This is a genomic window from Methanoculleus sp. 10, from assembly GCF_913757945.1.
In the GTDB taxonomy this organism is placed as follows: domain Archaea; phylum Halobacteriota; class Methanomicrobia; order Methanomicrobiales; family Methanoculleaceae; genus Methanoculleus.
Genome location: NZ_CAJYDP010000012.1, coordinates 1 through 20,026, shown reverse-complemented (window position 1 = coordinate 20,026; position 20,026 = coordinate 1). Strand labels below are relative to the sequence as shown.

Annotated in this window: 17 protein-coding genes and 1 CRISPR repeat array; of the genes, 8 read left to right on the top strand and 9 right to left on the bottom strand. The window is 63.0% G+C overall.

Annotation, left to right across the window (positions count from 1 at the left end; all coding sequences use genetic code 11):
• Positions 1–213: 213 nt before the first annotated feature.
• From leuS to QZ408_RS13575, 4 genes are read right to left on the bottom strand one after another with little or no spacing between them, the layout of a single operon-like run.
• Positions 214–2,979: a leucine--tRNA ligase gene (gene leuS / locus QZ408_RS13590; protein ID WP_292492448.1), complete on the bottom strand. Its 2,766-nt coding sequence runs from the start codon at positions 2,977–2,979 to the stop codon at positions 214–216.
• Positions 2,980–3,037: 58 nt separating this feature from the next.
• Positions 3,038–4,939, bottom strand: coding sequence for a PINc/VapC family ATPase (locus QZ408_RS13585; RefSeq protein WP_292492325.1), 1,902 nt, complete (start codon positions 4,937–4,939; stop codon positions 3,038–3,040).
• 23 nt (positions 4,940–4,962) lie between these two features.
• On the bottom strand, positions 4,963–5,331 hold the full coding sequence (gene hisI, locus QZ408_RS13580) for a phosphoribosyl-AMP cyclohydrolase (protein WP_292492323.1): 369 nt from the start codon (positions 5,329–5,331) through the stop codon (positions 4,963–4,965).
• Positions 5,332–5,337: 6 nt separating this feature from the next.
• Complete coding sequence (locus tag QZ408_RS13575) at positions 5,338–6,126, bottom strand: A24 family peptidase C-terminal domain-containing protein (RefSeq protein WP_292492322.1); 789 nt, start codon at positions 6,124–6,126, stop codon at positions 5,338–5,340.
• A gap of 389 nt (positions 6,127–6,515) precedes the next feature.
• On the opposite strand from QZ408_RS13575, the gene QZ408_RS13570 reads away from it, so the two are divergent.
• Genes QZ408_RS13570 through QZ408_RS13555 form a run of 4 tightly spaced genes read left to right on the top strand, consistent with a single transcriptional unit; the run spans position 6,516 to position 11,463 of the window.
• Positions 6,516–7,136 carry a hypothetical protein gene (locus QZ408_RS13570; RefSeq protein ID WP_292492320.1) on the top strand — a complete coding sequence of 207 codons (621 nt, stop codon included), beginning with the start codon at positions 6,516–6,518 and terminating at the stop codon, positions 7,134–7,136.
• Positions 7,123–9,498 (top strand): type II/IV secretion system ATPase subunit, encoded by a 2,376-nt coding sequence (locus QZ408_RS13565; protein WP_292492318.1) that lies wholly within the window; start codon positions 7,123–7,125, stop codon positions 9,496–9,498. Before QZ408_RS13570 ends, QZ408_RS13565 begins: the two co-directional genes overlap by 14 nt.
• Complete coding sequence (locus tag QZ408_RS13560; protein WP_292492316.1) at positions 9,495–10,418, top strand: type II secretion system F family protein; 924 nt, start codon at positions 9,495–9,497, stop codon at positions 10,416–10,418. The genes QZ408_RS13565 and QZ408_RS13560 overlap by 4 nt, the downstream gene beginning before the upstream one ends.
• Before the next feature lies 1 nt (position 10,419).
• Positions 10,420–11,463: a type II secretion system F family protein gene (locus QZ408_RS13555; protein WP_292492315.1), complete on the top strand. Its 1,044-nt coding sequence runs from the start codon at positions 10,420–10,422 to the stop codon at positions 11,461–11,463.
• A 213-nt stretch (positions 11,464–11,676) separates the two neighbouring features.
• Here the strand turns inward: QZ408_RS13555 and QZ408_RS13550 are convergent, their stop codons facing one another.
• Positions 11,677–13,179: a cobyric acid synthase gene (locus QZ408_RS13550; RefSeq protein WP_292492313.1), complete on the bottom strand. Its 1,503-nt coding sequence runs from the start codon at positions 13,177–13,179 to the stop codon at positions 11,677–11,679.
• 59 nt (positions 13,180–13,238) lie between these two features.
• Here QZ408_RS13550 and QZ408_RS13545 point away from each other — a divergent pair, with 59 nt between their 5' ends.
• The 3 genes from QZ408_RS13545 to QZ408_RS13535 all read left to right on the top strand — a co-directional run bounded on the left by QZ408_RS13545 (position 13,239) and on the right by QZ408_RS13535 (position 15,752).
• On the top strand, positions 13,239–14,885 hold the full coding sequence (locus QZ408_RS13545) for an adenosylcobalamin-dependent ribonucleoside-diphosphate reductase (RefSeq protein WP_292492312.1): 1,647 nt from the start codon (positions 13,239–13,241) through the stop codon (positions 14,883–14,885).
• A 42-nt stretch (positions 14,886–14,927) separates the two neighbouring features.
• Positions 14,928–15,233, top strand: coding sequence for a stress response translation initiation inhibitor YciH (gene yciH, locus QZ408_RS13540; RefSeq protein WP_011844832.1), 306 nt, complete (start codon positions 14,928–14,930; stop codon positions 15,231–15,233).
• A 180-nt stretch (positions 15,234–15,413) separates the two neighbouring features.
• Positions 15,414–15,752 carry a type II secretion system protein E gene (locus tag QZ408_RS13535; RefSeq protein ID WP_292492310.1) on the top strand — a complete coding sequence of 113 codons (339 nt, stop codon included), beginning with the start codon at positions 15,414–15,416 and terminating at the stop codon, positions 15,750–15,752.
• Between the two features lie 4 nt (positions 15,753–15,756).
• Here QZ408_RS13535 and QZ408_RS13530 read toward each other — a convergent pair whose 3' ends face one another.
• Positions 15,757–16,017 carry a hypothetical protein gene (locus tag QZ408_RS13530; protein WP_292492309.1) on the bottom strand — a complete coding sequence of 87 codons (261 nt, stop codon included), beginning with the start codon at positions 16,015–16,017 and terminating at the stop codon, positions 15,757–15,759.
• On the bottom strand, positions 16,010–16,507 hold the full coding sequence (locus QZ408_RS13525; protein ID WP_292492307.1) for a YkgJ family cysteine cluster protein: 498 nt from the start codon (positions 16,505–16,507) through the stop codon (positions 16,010–16,012). Before QZ408_RS13525 ends, QZ408_RS13530 begins: the two co-directional genes overlap by 8 nt.
• A gap of 96 nt (positions 16,508–16,603) precedes the next feature.
• On the opposite strand from QZ408_RS13525, the gene QZ408_RS13520 reads away from it, so the two are divergent.
• A complete protein-coding gene (locus QZ408_RS13520; protein WP_292492305.1) occupies positions 16,604–17,782 on the top strand; it encodes an NDP-sugar synthase in 1,179 nt (392 codons plus the stop codon).
• On the opposite strand, the gene QZ408_RS13515 is transcribed toward QZ408_RS13520, so the two are convergent.
• Together QZ408_RS13515 and QZ408_RS13510 are read right to left on the bottom strand one after the other, a co-directional pair.
• The gene (locus QZ408_RS13515; protein WP_292492446.1) at positions 17,779–18,567 is read right to left on the bottom strand and encodes a CBS domain-containing protein; all 789 of its coding nucleotides are present in this window, start codon (positions 18,565–18,567) and stop codon (positions 17,779–17,781) included. The genes QZ408_RS13520 and QZ408_RS13515 overlap by 4 nt on opposite strands.
• A gap of 64 nt (positions 18,568–18,631) precedes the next feature.
• Positions 18,632–19,102 (bottom strand): Hsp20/alpha crystallin family protein, encoded by a 471-nt coding sequence (locus QZ408_RS13510; RefSeq protein WP_292492304.1) that lies wholly within the window; start codon positions 19,100–19,102, stop codon positions 18,632–18,634.
• A 545-nt stretch (positions 19,103–19,647) separates the two neighbouring features.
• A CRISPR array of direct repeats spans positions 19,648–19,979; the repeat unit is 37 nt; unit sequence GTTTCAATCCCTATTGGGTTTTCTAATCCGCTGCAAC.
• Positions 19,980–20,026: the final 47 nt, after the last annotated feature.

The following is a 20,026-nucleotide window of genomic DNA, read 5'->3' as shown; positions in this document are numbered from 1 at the left end:
CGGATTGCTCTCTCTGGCCCGGCATCTCTTATCCCCGGGCCCCAAAACAGGCTCTCTTTTTCAGGCACCCGGGATACGTGCGGGTCCGGGGACGCCCGGGTCACGCGAGGGGTGTGCGATTGCGAGTCGACCGGGTCTTGCGCAAAGATGCGAAGGGGCCCGGGGATTTCTCACGCTGCCCCGGAGCCTGTGCTTCAAAAAAAGAAGAGTAACTCACTCGATCATGATCGCCGGCTTGAACGGCAGGGCCGCCGCCGCCTTCGGGTGGGTGCTCTCCCCGGCGTCTTTGACCGTCACCGGCACGCCGAACTCGTGCTCCAGGAACGACCGGGCGCCCTCGAGGACCGCCTGCTCGTCGAGTGGCGACGCCGCGAGCTGCTTCACGATATCGGGCGGCAGTTTCAGGACGAGTTTCGTGATCTGCTTCGTCGCGTCCGTCGCCTCCCGGCCGCGTCTCCGCATACCCTCGTTCTGCATGATCTCCCGCACCACCCTCGTCTTGTCCGCCGAGGCGGCGATGATCCGGAACGCCTCGTGCTTCCACGCCGGGGCGACGAAGAGGCTGATGGACTTCGCCTCCATCGGGATGAGTTTCAGGATCGACTCGATATCCTCGACCGTCCGCGCGAGGAGCTCCTCGGCGAGTTCGACTCCCGGGTCGATCCGGCTCTCGTCCACCTCCGGCCAGGGGGCGAAGGAGACCATGCCGCTCTCGCCGAGGTCGCTCCAGAGCGCCTCGCAGGTGAAGGGGATGAAGGGGGCAAGGAGGCGCACCCATGTGCGGCAGAGGTCCTGCAGCACCGCCCCGCCGCCGGCACCCTCGGGCAGGCGGCGGCGGTACCACTTCAGGTCGGCCTCCACGCCGAAGAACGCCTCCTGGAGCGCCTGCCGGGTCTGGAACGATTCGAGCGCCGCAGTGGCGCCCTCGATGCGGCGCTGGAGCCTGCTCTCGAGCCAGGCGTCGATGGGCGTGGCCCCTTCCGCCTGCTTTGCCTCGCTGACCGTGTTCCAGAACCTCTCGATCTGTTTTCTGGTCGACGAGACGAGTTCGTTCCTCCAGTCGAAGTCCTGCCAGGGCTCGGCGCTCCCGACGAGGAACATCCTGACGGTATCGGCGCCGAACTCCTCGAGGGCATCCTCAAGCAGGTAGACGTTCCCCTTGCTCGAGGACATCTTCGCCCCGTTCAGGAGGCCCATCCCGAAGACCACCATGCCCCGGGGCTGCAGCTCCGGCGGGAAGATGGCCCGGTGGTGGAAGAGCTGGAACGTGAGGTGGTTCGATATGAGGTCCTTTGCCGAGAACCGGTAGTCGTAGGGATACCAGTAGAGGAACTCGCTCCGGATCGCATCAAGGGTCTCCCTGTCGACGGTGGAGGGCGACCCCTCCCCGAAGAAGATGTAATCAAAGACCGCAGGCGTCAGTTTCTCCGGCGGGATGGCCTTTAAGTGGTGGGCGATCGTGTAGTAGGCCATGTAGACCGTCGAATCCGAGAGCGGTTCGATGATCCAGGTCGGGTCCCAGGGAAGTTTCGTGCCGAGCCCCACCCGCCGGGTGCAGGCCCAGTCCTTCAGCCAGTCGACCGTCCGGACGAACTCGGCCCTGACCTCGGGGGGGACGAGCGCCATCTCCTCGAGCTGCGTCTTGACCTGCTCCTTCCAGCACGGGTCGCTGTACTCCAGGAACCACTGGTCGTGGAGGATCTTCACAAAGACCCTGCCGCCGCACCGGCAGATCACCAGGCGGTTGTCGAAGTCGTACATCGGGACCGAGTCGTAGCGCTCCACCATCAGGGCCGCCACGTCGTCGCGGGCCTCCCGCACCGATCTCCCGCCGTACTTCTCAAAGACCTTCCCGCGGGAGAACTCCGCGCTGTAGATCTCCTGGGTGAGCGCCTCCATCCCAGGGTCGTTCTGGTCGTGGATGCCCGCCCGCTCGACCGCGTCCTTTGCCGGGATCTCGCCGTAGCCCTCGACGGCTATGAGCGGGACAGGTTCGATGGACGTGTACTTCCCCTGCTCTTGCAGGTCGCGGAGCGCGATGTAATCGAAGGGTGCGTGGGCGGGGACGCTCATGACGATCCCGGTCCCCATATCCGGGTCCACAAACGTTGCCGGGAGGACGGGGACGTCGCCGGAGAGCGGGTGAGCAACCGTCTGGTCGATGAGCACAGTTCCCGGGATCTTTTCCGTCACCAGGACCTCGTGGTCCTGCAGGGCGAGTTTCGCTGCCGCTTCCGGGCTTACGATCCATTCCTTGCCGTCGATCATCGCCCGCACGTAGGTGGCGGCCGGGTTCACCCAGAGGTTCGTCACACCGTAGATCGTCTCAGGCCGGAGGGTCGCGCACGGGATCCGGGCATCGCCCCACCGGAAGACCACCAGGGTGAACCGGATGATCTCGGCCTTGTCGCCCTCGAGGAGGTCGTGGTCGCCGACCGGGTTCTCGCACTGGGGACAGTACTTGACCGGGTGGGCTCCCCTGACGACGTGCCCCTCCTCGTGCAGGTGCGCGTATTGCCACTCGATGAACCTGCTGTACGGGGGGTCGACGGTGATGAACCGGCGCCGCCAGTCGATCGAGAGCCCGGACTTCTGCATCACCCGCCGGTACTCCTCCGAGAAGTAGCGGACGATCTCCATCGGGTTGATGAACCTATCAAGGATGTCCTGCGGCACCCGGTAGAGGTCGCGGTAGAGCCCGATCGTCTTCCCGTCACCGTTTGCAATCCTCTTTGAGATCCCGATGACCGGGGTGCCGGTGACGTGGAACGCCATCGGGAAGAGGACCTGTCTCCCCTTCATTCGCTGGTACCGGGCGAGGACGTCCGGGACGATGTAGGTCCTCCCGTGCCCGACGTGCATCGCCCCGCTCGGGTACGGGTAGGCCACGGTCAGGTAGTACTTCTCCTTCTCTATCGCCGGGTCGGCCTCGAACGCGTGTTCCCACCGGGCGATGCACTCCCGCTCATTGCTTCGCATATCCAGTCCGCTCACACTATGCCTCCAAAGTCTGGATCATTCGTCATCTCGCCCCCCCTCATACCGGCCGCAGCCGGATCGTCTCCCCCTCGTTGTAGCGTTTGATCATCTCCTGGGCGATCGTGCTGTTCTTCGCAAGGAGGATGTCCCCCTCCTCGTTCACCGTCGCCGTGAAGAGGTACTCCTTCCCGGCAAAGACGTCGACGATCTTGCCCTTGTTCTCCGGGGAGATGATGGTCAGCTGTTTCTTGTCGATGCGGATCCTGATGCCGCCGGCAAGCTGCATCTCCTCTTCGACGGGCTTCTTCGCCTCAAGCTCGCTCCGCGGCCGGATGTCGATCCCGATACCGAGTTTGTTCACGATCGCCGAGACGTTCTTGCCGCCTTTCCCGATCGCCGCCGGGACGTCCTTGTCCTCGATGTAGACGACGGCTTTGTTGTCGCTGATGATCCGGACCTCGACCGGGCCGCTCGTGTACCGCCCGATCTCCCGCTGGACCTCCTTTTCCGCAACCTTCCAGGAGACGTTCTCCGCGGGCCCGGGTGCTGCTGCTGCGGCGGCTGCGGCGGCGACCGGCGCCGGGGGGGCGGCGACCGGCGGCTCCGCGGCGCCCCGGAGGAGCGGCATCACCAGGGTCTCGCCCTCGTAGCGGAAGATCTCGATCTCGGGCTCCCGCCGGGCGTGGTCGCGGACGACGATCACCGGGCGGACGTGCGTCTCGCCGGGCATGCCCTCGGGGGCCTTGATCGTCAGTTCGAGGTCGTAGATCTTCGTGATCGCGCCCTGGACGACGAAGATGATGGTGTTGATGATCTGCGGCAGGATGCTGTAGTCCACGCGGTCGCAGAACCGCTGGAGGCAGTCGTGCACCTCCATGGCGTGCACCACACCGACCATGCCCATCCCGGCGAGGCGCATGTCGGCGTAGACGCTGAAGTCCTCGTTCTTCCGGATCTCATCAAAGATCACGTAGTCGGGCCGGACGAGCAGGAGGGCTTCGGCGGTGTTTGCCATGCTCCCCTCAAGCGCCGTGTACTGGGTGATGTGGTCGGGCACCTGCAGGTCCCGCGGCGCCTCCATCGTCTTCACGATGAAGTCGTGGTCGGCAAGGAACGTCGCGAGGCTCTGGGCGAGCGTGGTCTTCCCCGCGCCCGGGGGGCCGGCAATCAGGACGCCGCGGCGGTTCCCGAGGATCCGCTGCTTGATCTCCGGCGCCATGTCGTAATCGTCGAGCGAGAGGTCCACAAGCGGCCGCACCACCGTGATCTCCATCCCGTCCGAGAACGGCCGCCGGGCGATCGATATCCGGAGCGACCCGATCTGGACGACCGTGATCCCCCGCTTCTCAAGTTCGATGAACCCGTCCGGGTCGCGTTTTGCCCTCTCAAGGAGTTCCTGCGCCATCGACCGGAGCTCGTACTCGTTCATCGGCGTATCGCGGAGGGTGACGAGCCTGACGTCGCGGAGTTTTCCTATCTTTGCAACCGGCAACGCTCGCTCTTTTAAGGTGACCGCGACCGTCTCCTCGTCGAAGAACTGGTCGATCGAGAGCGGCGAGAAATCGCCTATCTGCGGCCGTAAGTAGACGACGTCGAGCCCTTTCGCCTTTGCCACCTCGGCCTGCACGAGGTCGCTCGTGATGAACCGGGCGCCGTGCGCGATCGCGACGTTCCGGATCAGGGCGTCGATCTCGCCGCCGCTTGAGAGTTTCACCTGGTCGAGGCTCGGGCGATCTCCGGAAAACTGGAGCTCGATGATGGTATCCGCCGACATCCTGAAGAGTTCCTGGAGTTCGGTCAGGCCGGAAAACCCTATCTCCCGCCCCTGGTTCGCCTGCGCTTCCAGTTCGGCGACGACGGCTTCCGGTATGATTATTGTTGCGCCTTTATATTCTCCTGTTTTTATCAGCGATGTTATGCGCCCATCTATCACGACGCTGGTATCGGGTACAATTTTCATAAAAAATCACCATAGTAATGAGGTCATTCACCCTTATTAGCGTATACCTTCTCCGGATCGAAGACGATTCCGGCGATCTCCTCACCATCCGCCGTCCGGTAAAAACACGAGGCGTGGCCGGTATGGCAGGCAGCACCGGCCTGTTCCACCTCGTAGAGGACTGCGTCTGCGTCGCAGTCGACGAGTATGCGGCAGACCCGCTGGACGTGTCCGCTCTCCTCCCCTTTCTTCCAGAGTTTCCGCCGGCTCCGGCTGTAGTAATGTGCATACCCGGTGGTCCGGGTGAGTTCCAGTGCTGTAGCGTTTGCGTAGGCGAGCATCAGGACCTCGCGGGTCCGTTTCTCCTGCACGATGACAGGCACCAATCCATCGTCGTTGAATTGTATCTCCATATTGATTCACATTCCTGCAAAGGTCGTCATGATAACAAAGAGGATATCTCCAATGAATAATGCTGTCAGGAATCCCGCCGTGATCGGTATGATGAACGGAATGCCGTAGGATATCCAGACCCTGCCGGCCTTCCGGTAGAGGGCGAGCTCTCGTTCGTAGTCTTTTGGATGCAGCCTGAGGTCTTTTGTGTAGATGCGTCGCTCTCCCCGCACCATGCGCCCAAGCGACCCGGTAAACCCGACGAACCGCCTGACCATTCTTCCGTCCTCTTCCTCGATATCTTCCATGACAAAGCCGAACTCGTTCTGGATCGTCTTCCCGTCGACGGGAAAGCCGAGAAAGAGGCAGGGCAGCGGGGCCCGGTTCCCCTCGAAGAGGTTCTTTGCGAGTATTGCAACGGGTGCGGCGATGTTGATGAGCACGGCGTTCGTCAGCACTGTGAACGGAAAGAACCCTAACAGCGGGGTGCCGAAGTACGGCTCCACCGGGAAGAACGGGATGCACGCGGTGATGATGATGAGGGCATACGCATCCGCACCCCCAAAGAGGTTCGCGGCCTGGAAGAGGTAGAAGAACCCACAGAAGACCGCGACGAGAACAAGATATCCTGCGGCTATCCGCCAGTCTGCAAGGATGGCGAGCCCGTATATCCAGGCGGCCGCCGGGACCGCGATGATGAGCGCAGGGCGCCAGGTCCTGTGGGGCACCCGCCGCTCTTTTGCGTCAAGGACCGACGCGTACATGAGCGTGACGCCGATCGCGGCCGCTGCAATCATGAGCGGGACGGATGCCACGGGCGGAAGAGTCATGGGCAGGTACGTTATCCACCTTTCATCTCTTATTTCTGGCGATTCTCTCTGCCGGGCGGACCCGCCGGAGCGGCGGTAAGACCCTGTACGGCCGCCCCGGGCCCGGGCGGCTCCGGGCACCCCACCCTTCTGGCCGCGGTTCTCCCCAAAACCCGGGGGTGCTCTCGAAGTTCTCGCCCGCAAACAGGCTCTTTGGGGTTTCCTGATCGGCCACTTTCACCTGGACGTCTGCCGGAATCAGGATCGGGTCATCACAAGGTATTAATAATAGCATAGTGATGTGGTATATTGTGGCAGGGGGGGTAAAATCCCCTTTCCGGCATAAAAATCACTGAATATCACACCTGAAGATGTGCATGGATATAAACGGCCTGATGGATGAGATCCTTCTGCAATCGGCGTATGAGGGATGTTTTACTCTTGACGAGTTGCTGCACTACAGTACCGTTCATTCCCTGACCGGAATAGGGGCATCAAAAGAGCAGACGCACGCGTTCTTCCTGGTTCTCCTTGGGGGCGAACCGGACGGTGCCATTTTTGTCGACGAGAAGGGGACGCTCTTTGGCGATACGGCGATCCTGCACCTGACCGGAAGGGAGGAGTTCGAACTCCACCGGGTGGCGCCGCCGATCGCCGACGCGCTGGTGGCGCGGTGCAGGATCTTTGAGAAGAGCCACTTAAAGAAGAACGGCCGCCTTGAGATCCCGACGATCGGCACCCCTAACCGGCAACGGGTGGGGGTGCTCTGCCTGACCGTGCAGGACAGCCGCGCACCCCTCGCCGGGGCTCACGTCTCGATCCGGAAGGGAAAACTTGTCATCACGAGCGATGTGACGGACTCCGGGGGGAGAGTCTGTTTCCGGCTGCTGAACGGGCGCTATATGTGCGTGGTCTCGGACCGAACCGGAGAGCGGACACGGTGCATCATCGAGTTCCATGAACCTCAGGTAGAAACATGCGTTGATATTGGGGGCACAGAGGATGCGAGCAAATGAGGATGAAGAGCGTGAATTGATAACAGCGGTCAGGAATCTTCTTACACAATCCGGAGACCCGGGTTCCGACAACGGGGATACCCTGGCGGAGCCGCAGGGTTCCGCTCCGGCGATGCGGTCCGGTGAAGAGGAGATCCAGGACGAGACTGTCCCGGACACCGCCGGGCCGGACCCCGGTGAGACGGACGAGGTACCGGTCTCCCCGCCCTTGCCGGCGCCAAAGAGAGCGGGCATCCGTTCGCTCATCGACTCGGTGGCCCGGTCCGGGCATACCGGGGACCAGCGCGCAGCCGGCGGAGAGGACCCAATCAGGGCGCTCCTTGACCGGATCGAGCGGCGCAGAACGGGAGAAGAGGTCACAGAGGCAACATCCTCCCCGCCGGCGGCGGAGGAGGAGATCGGGGCGGAGCCTGCAGTGCCGGCCCCGCCGCCGGGGCGCCACGAATCCTTCGGTCTCCTCAACCGGGTGAAGGGGTGGAAGGAGGCCGGCGCATCCGGCCCCGATGAACCCGAACCGGACGAAGAGATGGATGCCGGCGTGGTCTCGGTCGAGGAGCTCGGGAACCTGGCAGACCTGATCCTCCCGAAGAGCGCAACGTTCGCGGTCGAGGAGTTGAACATCAACCGCAGCGAGCACCAGTTCGACTTCGTCGACAACGCCCGGGTCGTGTCGGAGTTCGACGACCTCTTTGCCAGGGCTTTCACCTCCACCGCGCTTGCCGCGGCAGAGGTCGCGGCCCCGGCAGAAGCGGAGACGCAGTCCCGGTTCGGGTTCCTCAAAAAGTTCCACCCGACCGTCGGGGAGGTGATCGAGGAGTACAACCCCGCGCTCCACGGGCCGCTTGTCGATCTCTCGATGCGGTCGACACCGGGACTGGAGGAGATCGAGCTCTACCCGGTGAACGAACCGTATGCCTACGTCCGGGTGACCTACGACGGCACAACCCACGAGTATACCTACCACGTCCTCGAGCCCGCGCTCACGCCCGGGGAGCAGGAACTTCTCTCGGAGATCAAGGAGCGCCTCTTTGAGACGCTCAACATCACCACCCGCGACCTCACCCGCGATGCGGCGAGGAAGGCGCTCCGGGAATCGGCAAACACGATCATCGCCGACTACGGGATCCGCCTTCTCCCGTCCGGGCGGGAGAAGATCCTCTATTACGTGGAGAAGGAGTTCCTCGGCGACGGTCTGATCGACCCGGTGATGCACGACAAGTACATCGAGGATATATCCTGCGACGGCGTGAACAGCCCGATCTTCGTCTACCACACGACGTATGAATCGATGAAGACAAGCCTGATCTACCGGGACGCCGGGGAACTCGATTCATTCGTCACGAAACTCGCGCAGCGGGCCGGGAAATACATATCGATCGCCGAACCGATGCTGGATGCCACGATGAGCGACGGGTCGCGTATCCAGATGACGCTCGGGGCAGAGGTGACCGCCCACGGCTCGACGTTCACGATCCGCAAGTTCCGCGAGGAGCCGATCACGCCGACGGATCTCATCGAGTGGCACACCTTCTCGCCGCTCGGCATCGCCTTCCTCTGGCTTGCGGTCGAGAACGCCAAGTCCTGCATCTTCGCCGGCGGGACGGCATCGGGGAAGACGACGACGTTGAACGCCATATCGCTCTTCATCCCGCCGCTTGCAAAGATCGTGACGCTTGAGGATACCCGCGAGCTGAAACTCCCCCACCCGAACTGGATCCCGAGCATCACCCGCGACTCGTTCTCGCAGGACGGGCGGGGCGAGATCGATATGTATGAACTCCTGCGTGCCGCCCTCCGGCAGCGCCCCGAGTACATCCTGGTCGGCGAGGTCCGCGGCCGCGAGGCGTTGACCCTCTTCCAGGCGATGAGCACCGGACACGTCACCTACGCGACGATGCACGCCGACTCGGTGGCGAGCGCCGTCCACCGCCTGGAAAACCCGCCCATCAACGTGCCGAGGAACATGCTCTCGGCGCTCTCCCTGATGTCCATCCAGGTGCAGGCCCGGGTGGGCGGCCAGCGGATCCGGCGCAACAAACAGCTCATCGAGATCCTGGATATCGACCCGCGGACGAACGAGCTGATCACGAACGAGGTCTTCCGGTGGCACCCGGCGACCGACGAGATCCGTTACTCCGGCAAGTCCTACATCCTCGAACAGATCATGGAGGACCGGGGCTGGAGCGAGGAGCGGATGCGCGAAGAGCTGAAACGGCGGCAGGAGGTGCTCGAATGGATGCGCATCAAGAAGATCCGCCACTTCCGTGACGTGAGCAAGATCCTGGTCTCCTACTTCCGGGACCCGGAGTCGGTCATCCAGCGGGTGCGCACCGACCTCTACGGGGAGGGGGCCTCGGCATGAACGGGTATCAACGGTTCTGTTTCAACCTGATCGGCCGGGACCTGAAGGAGAAGCGGGGGGACTTTGTCAGCCTGAGAAACGACCTGACGGGAGCCCGGATGAATACGCCGTTTGAGGCCTACCTTGCGACCGCTTACGTCTCCTCGATCGCCGTGGGGCTGGTCGCCGCGGTGTTCATCGGGCTGCTGGCCTACGTTCTGCGGGTCCCCGAGATGATCTCCTACCACGGCGCGGTCCCGGAGATCTTCTACGCGTTAAACGACTACAAACTCCTGCTTGGCACCGTCATCATCACGCTCCTCTCGCTCCTGGTCTTCGGGGGGATAACCTACCTGATCTTCCTCCTCTACCCCGGCATACGGGCCGGCGAGCGCCGCCGGAACATCGACGCCACCCTGCCCTATGCCATCAACTACGTCACCGCGATGTCTTCAGCCGGGATCACCCCCGACGAGGTCTTCCGGCTGCTCGGCCAGAGCAAGATCTACGGCGAGAGTGCTGTTGAAGCGCGCTACGTCTCCCGGGAGACGGATTTCTTCGGGAAGGATCTCCTTGACGCCCTCAGGACGGTCTCGCAGGCGACGCCGAGCGAGCGGATGCGGGAGTTCCTGCAGGGGGCGGTCGCAAGCATATCGAGCGGGAGCAACCTTACGGAGTACTTCCGTGCCAAGGCCCACCAGTATACGCTCGAGAACAACCAGCAGCAGAAGACGTTCCTTGAGACGCTCGGCCTGATCGCGGAGTCGTACGTCACCGCGATGGTTGCCGGCATGCTCTTTCTGATCATCCTGCAGTCGGTGATGACGATCCTCTCGGGCGACGCAAACCCGTTCTTCCTCTACATCATCATCTACCTGATCGTCCCGTTCGGGAGCATCATGTTCGTCATTCTGATCAGCTCCATGACCCCGGAGGTGTGATATGGGATTCAAAGAGATCTTTGACGATTTTCTCAACAGGAACCGATCCGGGGGCGGCGTCGCGGCGGAGGAGATTCCGGCGCACGACCCGTTCGAGGAGCAGGAGCGGGAGATCTTTTCGCGGATCGAGAACTGGCGGAAGTACCAGGAAGGGTTCTACCGGTTCGTCAAGCACCCGCTCCGGGTGATGATGGAGGAGCCCTTCACCGTCCTCTTCATATCCGTCCCGGTTGCGCTTCTCCTCCTCATCGGCGGGTTCGCGAGCCTGGTGATGTCGTACGGTTTCGGCGTCCTCTTCACGACGACGATGATCGACGACGTCTTCGTCTTTGCGCTCCTCATCGCCATCGTTCCGCTTGCGGCCCTCGACCTTAAGGAGGCGCTCCGGGTATCGAGCATCGAGGCATCGCTCCCGAACTTCTTCCGGGACGTGGCCGGGATGAACGACTCGGGTATGACACTCCCGCACGCCATCCATATCGTCTCGGAGGGCGAGTACGGGGCGCTGACGCCGCACATCCGCAAGCTCGACACCGAGATGTCCTGGGGTGTCCCGTTCGTGGAGGCCATCCGCCGGTTCGGGAAGGCCGTGAACACCCCGCTTGCCGAGCGGAGCGTGGACCTGATCGCCCACGCGAGTTCTGCGGGCGGCGACGTGAGCGAGGTGTTGCGGGCGGCGGCGCACGACGCCTACGAGTTCTTCAACCTGAAGTCGGAGCGGAGGAACGGCATGATGATCTACATGATCATCATCGTCATGTCGTTCTTCGTCTTCCTCTTCGTCATCGGGGTGCTCTCGAGCACCTTCCTCACCACGATGGCGGAGGCGGGCGAGGCGGTCGCGGCATCCGGTTCGAGCCAGACGTTCATGGGCACCGTGGACCTCTTCCTCTACAACCGGCTCTTCTGCCACTCGGCGCTGATCCAGGGGTTCTTCTCGGGGCTGGCGGCGGGCATCATGGGCGAAGGCCGGGTCCTTGCAGGGCTGAAGTACGCCGCGATCATGGTCCTGATCGCCTGGATAGCGTTCCGGTTCTTCATCTGAAAGGGCCGGGACTGATCTTTTTTTCGATGCTCTGGAGAACGCGATGGTGCTAAGAACCGGAGCGTGAGAGGGAGCGGAGTCCGGGCACCGTCAGGCGCGAGTGACGGAGCACGGGAAAACCCCGGTTGAGCCGATCTTTCGTCCTGGTGGCTTCGTGCGGGCCTGTACTGCTATCCGCACCGGTTATCCCTCGCGCCGGCGCCGCAACAACCCCTACCTGCGGCCTTCGCGGCCACGCGCGGACCGGGGCCCCGTCCCCGCGCCATCCCCAAACCACGCCATGATCGCATCCATATCCACGTGCTCCTCGAAGTGCCGGGCCAGGGCATCGTAGGCCGCGGCATCGCCTGCGTCCGTCACCGGCGCAAACGGCACCCCCCGGCGCTCCGAGAGGTAGGCGAGGAGGGCGTTTACGGCGCCCGGGTTCCGGAAGAGGCCGTGCAGGTAGGTCCCGAAGACCAGGCCGTCCGGGGTCGCGGCTCCCTCGCCGGCAAACGCCTCGGGAGTGCTCCCCCGCTCCGTCTCGCCCATGTGGATCTCGTAGCCGTCCACCTCCCCCATCTGCGAGAGGATGGGGCCGGGGCCGGTCGCCCGCCGCCGGACCTGCACCGTCGTCTTCCGGTAGCCGGAGAAGGCGGTGGCGACGTCGAGGAGACCGAAGCCCGGGTGCTCGCCGGGGGTCCCCGACTCGATACCGGCATCGACGATCCGGCTCCCGAGCATCTGGTAGCCCCCGCAGATCCCGATGACCGGGACCCCCCGCTCCCGGGCGAGCCGGAGGTCCTCCCCCGTCCCGGCACGGCTGAGCACGGCGAGGTCCTCCACGGTGTTCTTCGTCCCGGGGAGGATGATGCAGTCGTAGCCGGAAAGCGGTCTTCCCGGCGGGACGTAGTCCACCGCCGCGTAGCGCTCGAGGAGTTCGAAGTCGGTGAAGTTCGCTATCCGGGGGAGGCGGACGACGGCGATCCGTATCGGTCTTTCGGCCGCCTGCCCGCGCTTGTCGGCAAGCGAGAGCGAGTCCTCGCTCGGGAGGGGGATATCCGCGTAAGGGACCACCCCGAGCACCGGGACTCCCGTGAGCTCCTCGAGTTTCGCAACCCCCGACGTGAAGAGCCCGGCGTCGCCCCGGAACTTGTTGACGATGACCCCGGCGACGAGGGGCCGGATGTCCTCCGGGAGGAGGGCGAGCGTCCCGTAGACCTGTGCAAAGACCCCGCCCCGCTCGATGTCGGCGACAAGGACGATCGGGAGGCGGAGGCTCCGGGCGAGCCTGATGTTTGCGATATCGCGGTCGTAGAGGTTCACCTCCGCCGCTCCCCCGGCCCCTTCCACCACCACGTGCCCAAAGCGCCGCTGCAACCGCTCAAACGCCGAGACGGCTTCCGCAAGGAGCATATCGGTCTCCGCGTAGTAGTCCTGTATCTGCACATCCTTATACGGCCGCCCGAGCAGCACCACCTGTGAGGTCCGGTCCCCCTTCGGTTTGAGGAGGACCGGGTTCATATCGGCCTCGGGCTCGATCCCGGCAGCGAAGGCCTGGACGGCCTGAGCGATCCCGATCTCGCTCCCGTCGGCCGTGACGTAGGAGTTGAGGCTCATGTTCTGGGACTTGAACGGCGCGACCGGGATCCCGCGGCGGTAGAGGGCACGGCAGAGCGCCGCCACCGTCATGCTCTTTCCCACGTGGGATGCTGTTCCAAGGACGATGAGAGACATTGCCGGCAGGAGGGTTGGGCACGACGGGTTATTAAGGGCGGGGGTCCATGACTCCCGGTATGGAGCTCTCCCCGCAAGCCCGCCTCCTCCTCAACAGCCGCTACCTCCTCCCCGGCGAGACGCCGGACGCCCTCTTTACCCGGGTCGCCGGGGCCGTCGGCGGCCCGGAAACGTCCCGCGAGTTCTTCTCGCTCCTCTCCCGGCTCCTCTTCCTCCCGAACTCCCCGACCCTGATGAACGCCGGCACCCCCGCCGGGCAGCTCTCGGCCTGTTTCGTCCTCCCCATCGAAGACACCCTCGAAGGAATATTCACGAGCCTCACCCATATGGCGCTCATCCACCGGTCCGGGGGAGGGACCGGGTTCTCGTTCTCCCTTCTGCGGCCGCGCGGCGACGTCGTCAACGGGACCGTGGGCGCCGCAAGCGGGCCCGTCTCGTTCATGCGGGTCTTTGATGCCGCAACCGGGGCGGTCAGGCAGGGCGGCCGGCGGCGGGGAGCGAACATGGGCGTGCTCGCGGCCTCCCACCCCGACATCGAGGAGTTCGTCACCGCAAAACAGGCCGGAGGTCTCCGGAATTTCAACATCTCGGTCGGTGTCGACGAGCGGTTCCTCCGGTGCCTCGCGACGGGGAAGGATTACGACCTCGTCAACCCCCGCGACGGCAGCGTCACGCGGAGCATCGATCCGGGGTCGCTCTGGCACCTCATCGCCGCGTCGGCCTGGGCCTCCGGCGAACCGGGTGTGCTCTTCCTCGACGAGATCAACCGGCACAGCACCACCCCCCACCTCGGGCCCATCGAGGCGACCAACCCCTGCGGCGAGCAGCCGCTCTACCCCTACGAGAGCTGCAACCTTGGAAGCGTCAACCTCGCCCGGTGCGTCAGGAACCGCGACATCGACGAAGACCTGCTCACCACGGTCGTCCGGTGCGGCATCGACTTCCTCGATGCGGTCATCGACGTCAACCGGTTCCCTCTCCCTGAGATCCGGGACAAAACCCTTGCTACCCGGAAGATCGGCCTCGGGGTCATGGGGTTTGCTGAGGCACTCATACGCCTCGGGATACCCTACGAGTCGGAGGAGGCGCTCCGGTTTGCCGGGACGCTGATGGGGGGGATCGAGGCTGTGGCCCGGGAGCGGTCGGAGGAACTCGGGGCACGGAAGGGCTCGTTCCCGGCGATCGGGGGGTCCGTCTACACCGGCGATATGCGCAACGCCACCGTCACGACCATCGCCCCCACGGGATCCCTCCACCTCATCGCCTCTACGACGAGCGGCATCGAACCGGTCTTCTCGTTTGCCTATGCCCGGGTGATCGACGGGCAGCGGGTCGAGATCGTGAGCGATCTCGTCCGGGAACTCCTGCCCGCGACCGCCGGCGGGATGGACGTCGCGGAGCATGTCCGCCGGCACGGGACCATCGAAGGCCTCCCGCTCGCGGAGCATACCCGGGACCTCTTCAAGACCGCCGTCGAGATAGCGCCGGAGCACCACGTGCGGATGCAGGCCGTGTTCCAGGAGCACGTGGACAACGCCGTCTCAAAGACGGTGAACCTCAAGGAGACCGCAACCCCCGGTGATGTCGCCCGCGTCTTCTCCCTCGCCCGTGATCTCGGGTGCAAGGGCATCACCGTCTACCGCTACCGGAGCCGGCCGGACCAGGTGCTCTCGCGAGGGTGCGACGTCTGCATCGTCAACGAATGACCATGCCAAGTAATATATAACGAGAGCTGAAAGGTACATGCAATGAACGGTGGGATATGTCCGACCTGCGGACTGCCAAAGGAATTATGTATCTGTGAAGAAGTTGCAAAGGAACAGCAGAGAATCAGCGTAAAGATAAACAGACGGCGGTACGGGAAAGAGGTCACGGTCATCGAAGGGCTCGATCCGTACGACATCGATCTCGAAGACCTCTCAAAGTTCCTGAAAGCTAAACTGGCCTGCGGCGGCACGGTCAAGGACTCCTCGATCGAGCTGCAGGGCAATCATCGCGAGCGGGTGAAGGACCTGCTCGCCCAGAAAGGATACAATATGGAAAATATCAGTTGACCCGGGACGGTTCTCCACGGAGAACCCGGGTAGTTTTTTTACCGGATGGGAGACGGGTGCCTTCGTCCCCCGCCCGGGCCGTGAGGCGACCGGCAGGCGGTGCGCTTCCCCGGCCCGGTTGTGTCAGGCACTATAATCAGCAGGGAAACCCTATCTGGATCACCTGGAGGAATGGATAGTATGGCGATGAGATGTTCGTTTGCGCTCGATCCCGACCTGATGGAGCAGATCGATCAGTTCGCCAGGGATCATGCGTACGACCGGAACGAGGCTATCCTGGAGTTGATCGAGGCCGGTCTTGCCTGCCAGAAGGACGGCAGGACGGCGCCCGTACGGCAGCAGCGCTCGTTTGAAGAGTTGAACCGGCTCCTGCGCGAGATCGAGGACGTCAAAGCGGTCCTCACCGAGCTCAGGAACGAGGTCCGGCTGGTCCACCACACCATCGAGACCGACTGGAGCAACGAGGCGAAGGGCGTCCCGTTCCAGACGAAACATCCCTGGGAGTTCTGGCGGAAGTAGTCCGTCAGCTGATGATATTCGCGATGTTCCGGAACCCCTCCCCGGAGAGGTCGTCGCAGACGATCTCCTCGACCTTCGCCATATCGATGGGGCGTGCATCACGGCACCGGCTGCAGTAGGCCCGCGCCGGTGACGGCATCTCTCTTCCTCTGACCACGACGCGGGCGGAGTGGACGCAGAACCCGCACCGGTCGACGGGCACGGTCTCGTACGGGGTGCACTGCACCCGGCCCCCGGCGACCGCAAGGCGCCGGACCTCACTCATAGGCCTCGACCCGGTAGCCTGCACGGCCGAGTATCGCGGCGACCTCACTCTTCCAGGCGGTATCGTCGTCGGTCGCGAGCGGCGCAACCGACTCCTCCCAGCACCGGCGCAGAGCGGCATCGTCGGTGACAAGGCTCCTCCTCCCCTTCACCTTCCCGGCCTCCCGCCCGTCGCCGGCAAAGATCCGCATGGTGCAGCAGATGTAGGACCGGCAGACCAGGGGGCGGCTGTCGTGGACGGTGCAGACGTACTTCCCTTGCTCCCCGGGGAGCGGGCGCAGGAACGGGCACCAGGAGGGGTGCGCATCGTTTCCGGAGGAGTCCCTGAACGCGTCGAGGAACCGCTCCTCGACCCGGGCGCGGAACGTGCCGCCGACGATCTTCTGCCGGCAGAGGAAGTCCCGGCTCGTGAGCCGCTTCTCGATCTCGATGAGCTCGCCGCCCGCGTGCATGCAGCACTTCCCGCAGAGCGTGCATTCAAACGCCGTCATCCCTGTAGACTCTCTTTGCAACGGAGGATAAAGGTTCGGGAACCCTTGCCCCAGGCCATCCCAAGGGTTAAATCGATACGCAGACAACGGAGTCTCATGAAGGTGTGCATAATGTGCGGAGGGGAGGGCACACGGCTCCGGCCCCTCACATTCGGGCGCCCCAAGCCCTGTATCCCGATCGTCAACAAACCCTCGATCCAGCACCTGGTCTCACACCTCGCAAACCTCGGGTTCAACGACGTGATCATCACGCTCGGCTACATGAGCGACGCGATCGAGAAAGCGCTCGGGGACGGGTCGCTCTTTGGGGTCAACGTCACCTACGTCCACGAGAAGACGAAACTCGGGACGGCGGGGAGCGTCAAGAACGCCCAGAAGTACCTCGAAGAGCAGCCGTTCCTCGTCGTCGGCGGCGACCACGTGGTGAGCCTGAACCTGCTTGAGTTCTACCGCGAGCACCTGGCAAACGACTCGCTCACCACCATCGGGCTCATCAGCATCGACGACCCCACCGAGTACGGGATCGCCGAGATCGACGCGAACTACCAGATCAAGCGGTTCAAGGAGAAACCGGGTCCGGGCGAGATCTTCTCAAACCTCGCGAGCACCGGGATGTACGTCTGCGACCCGGGGATATTCGACCATATCCCGGCGGGCGAGAAGTTTGACTTTGCCCGGAACCTCTTCCCGAAACTCATGGAGGAGGGGCACGTCCTGAAGGCCTGGCTTGCCCGGGGCAACTGGTCCGATGTCGGGAGCCCCCGGTCGCTCCGGGAAGCGGAGCGGTGGAAACTGCAGGAGATCGGGTTCACGAACATCTCCGGCGACCTCTACATCAAGGGCGCCCGGATCATGGGCCCGGCGCAGATCGGGAGCTGCGTCTCGGTTGCGGCGAACTCCCGGGTGATCGGGCCGGTCTCGATCGGTGCCGGGACGATCATCGAGGAGAACGTCGTCATCGGGCCGTATACGAGCATCGGAGAAGGGTGCATCATCAAGAACAGCGCAAAGATCTTCTCGTCGTCCATCTACAACCGGGTGGTGGTCGGCAGGGACAGCACCGTCAGCGGGAGCATCATCGACAACGATACGCTCATCGGCAGCGGGTGCAACATCGAGCACGATACGGTCATCGGCCCGCACGTCGTCCTGAAAAACAGTGTGGTCGTCCACTCCGGGACCCGGATCTGGCCGGAGGTGATCGTTCCGGAGGGGACGGTCGTGAAAGAACACGTCTTGAACGAGGACTACGATACCCGGACCGAAGGGTCTTAACCGTGCCGCACAAGCCGGTGCGTCAGCGCGACGAGGGGATGGCGGGCGTAATCGAGCACCTTGATGTCGTCGAGGGTGTTGAGGTTCAGGGTCCGGGCCGTCCGCTCCATGCCTAACTCGATATTTTCCCGGACCTCGATGATGTAGGCGTCGAGGTTCGTGATCCCGAGCCGTTTTGCCGCGATCGCCCGGTGGTGGCCGTCGACCAGGATCCAGCGGCCCGGCCTCCGGACGACGATCAGGGGTTCGGCGAGCCCCTTCTTGATCTCGTACATCCGTCCTTCGAGTTCGTCCTCGTAGATCTTTGATTGGGTCGGGAGGAGGTCGTTGATCGGGACCGGGCCCCTTCGCAGCGTCGGTTCGACGCCGTAGAGTTTTTTCAGGGTCTCGATGAACTTGAAGACCTTCTCCGGGGAGACGTGCTCGATCTGGGACCGGATGACGTCGGCGTTCGATATGATCCCGATGAGCTCGTTGTTCTCGTCGACGACGGGGAGTTTCTGGATGCCGGACCGGAAGATGACCCGGGCTGCGTCGTTCACGCTCATGTCGGGGTCGGCGACGATGAGGTGGCGGGACATCACCTGCTCTATGGGTGTTGCGGGGTGGGCGAAGAGGAGGTCCCGCGCCGATATGTACCCGACCACTTCCTTTGAGTTCTCCACGACCGGGAACCCGTCATGGCGCGTTCTTTTTATGGTCTCGATGACGTCGCGGACCGTCCCGTGGGCGTTGACGGTGACGACGTCGTAGGTCATGTAATCCTTGACCCTCTTCTTATCCATCATGATAGTGTCACGCTCGCCCGACATGAATTGTTCGGTCGAGACCGGCGGACGCAAAAAAAGGTTACTCGATGGGGATTGTGGTTCCGATCTCGGTCGGCGCTTTCTTCAGCCGGACCTCGAGGACGCCGTTCTTGAAGGAAGCGGCGGCGTTCTCCTCGGTCACTTCGGCGGGGAGCAGCACCGTGCGGCTCATCTGGCCGTAGGTGCGCTCCCGCATGAAGAAGTCGCGGCCCTCCTCCTCGGTCTCGCTCGCCCGGGTGCTTGCGATCTCCAGGTGCCGGGGATCGGTGAGCCGGACGGCGACGTTCTCTTTCTCGACGCCGGGGAGATCGGCGACGATGATCACCTCGTCTTCGTGGTCCCTGACGTCCACGCGGAAGTCGCGGGCCGCCGGGACGACCCGGCCCCTGATCTCTTCGCCCCGTGCGCCGATTCCCCCGAGCATGGATTGGAACCTGTTCTCCATCTCGGCCATAAGGTCGTCGAAGTCCTGCCATATCGTGCGATACGGTCCTCGTTCAATTCTTGCCATACGTATTCACTCCTTATCTTCCGGGATGCCCCGGACGGCCGGGGCATCCTGGCTAACCTTAAGGTAGGGTTTTGAATATATATGGGTTTGGTATGAGGCCCGTCGGGAGCATAAGACCCGTATCCTGCAGGCAGTCGCGCTCACCAGGTTCGCGCGGCTTTTTCGCGAGGGGGTGGCTGTGATAATCCTAATTTCCCGGAGAAACCAGGCGCATTACTAACATCAATTCTGTGGCAAATCCTTTTTTTGGAAATGTTCCTGTAATCCCATTAGGATCGGAAGGCCAAATGAATTGCAGCACCTAAAATTGTGTGGGTGCATTATGCCTCAGCAAGCCGGGCATAAAGGGAAAAATGATGTGCATAGTGGTGAAAGGAGCCATTACCATGAGAATAGATAGCACCATGTGCCTGATCTCTGTTGCAGGAGGTTAGGGTGTACACTTTTATCCTGCCAGAAATGCACAAATTTATACCGCCATTCACAGGTTTTCTAATGCGCTGTAACTCGAGGGCCGTAACAACCTCATTGACATCTTCCGCATCGTTTCAATCCCTATTGGGTTTTCTAATCCGCTGCAACGGATGAAGGTCTCGGCCATGGGAGCATGCTGGCCCGTGTTTCAATCCCTATTGGGTTTTCTAATCCGCTGCAACGCCGGGGATCGCGAAGTGAGGGGGGAACCCCCTCTCTTGTTTCAATCCCTATTGGGTTTTCTAATCCGCTGCAACCCAGTCTCGATCGTGCGGGATGTACTCTCGCGGCCCGAGTTTCAATCCCTATTGGGTTTTCTAATCCGCTGCAACCCGGGATCGGGGCGGAGGGGAGCGCGTCCATCCGGTTTCAATCCCTATTGGGTTTTCTAATCCGCTGCAACACTCTCCTGCAGGTGTACCTGGCGCTGCTCCTGACTGTTTCAATCCC

Coding starts and splice junctions, on each gene's coding strand:
- leuS (WP_292492448.1), bottom strand. CDS start 2,979: ATGCGAAGCAATGAGCGGGAGTGCATCGCCCGGTGGGAACACGCGTTC.
- QZ408_RS13585 (WP_292492325.1), bottom strand. CDS start 4,939: ATGAAAATTGTACCCGATACCAGCGTCGTGATAGATGGGCGCATAACA.
- hisI (WP_292492323.1), bottom strand. CDS start 5,331: ATGGAGATACAATTCAACGACGATGGATTGGTGCCTGTCATCGTGCAG.
- QZ408_RS13570 (WP_292492320.1), top strand. CDS start 6,516: ATGGATGAGATCCTTCTGCAATCGGCGTATGAGGGATGTTTTACTCTT.
- QZ408_RS13565 (WP_292492318.1), top strand. CDS start 7,123: ATGCGAGCAAATGAGGATGAAGAGCGTGAATTGATAACAGCGGTCAGG.
- QZ408_RS13560 (WP_292492316.1), top strand. CDS start 9,495: ATGAACGGGTATCAACGGTTCTGTTTCAACCTGATCGGCCGGGACCTG.
- QZ408_RS13555 (WP_292492315.1), top strand. CDS start 10,420: ATGGGATTCAAAGAGATCTTTGACGATTTTCTCAACAGGAACCGATCC.
- QZ408_RS13550 (WP_292492313.1), bottom strand. CDS start 13,179: ATGTCTCTCATCGTCCTTGGAACAGCATCCCACGTGGGAAAGAGCATG.
- QZ408_RS13545 (WP_292492312.1), top strand. CDS start 13,239: ATGGAGCTCTCCCCGCAAGCCCGCCTCCTCCTCAACAGCCGCTACCTC.
- yciH (WP_011844832.1), top strand. CDS start 14,928: ATGAACGGTGGGATATGTCCGACCTGCGGACTGCCAAAGGAATTATGT.
- QZ408_RS13535 (WP_292492310.1), top strand. CDS start 15,414: ATGGCGATGAGATGTTCGTTTGCGCTCGATCCCGACCTGATGGAGCAG.
- QZ408_RS13530 (WP_292492309.1), bottom strand. CDS start 16,017: ATGAGTGAGGTCCGGCGCCTTGCGGTCGCCGGGGGCCGGGTGCAGTGC.
- QZ408_RS13525 (WP_292492307.1), bottom strand. CDS start 16,507: ATGACGGCGTTTGAATGCACGCTCTGCGGGAAGTGCTGCATGCACGCG.
- QZ408_RS13520 (WP_292492305.1), top strand. CDS start 16,604: ATGAAGGTGTGCATAATGTGCGGAGGGGAGGGCACACGGCTCCGGCCC.
- QZ408_RS13515 (WP_292492446.1), bottom strand. CDS start 18,567: ATGGATAAGAAGAGGGTCAAGGATTACATGACCTACGACGTCGTCACC.
- QZ408_RS13510 (WP_292492304.1), bottom strand. CDS start 19,102: ATGGCAAGAATTGAACGAGGACCGTATCGCACGATATGGCAGGACTTC.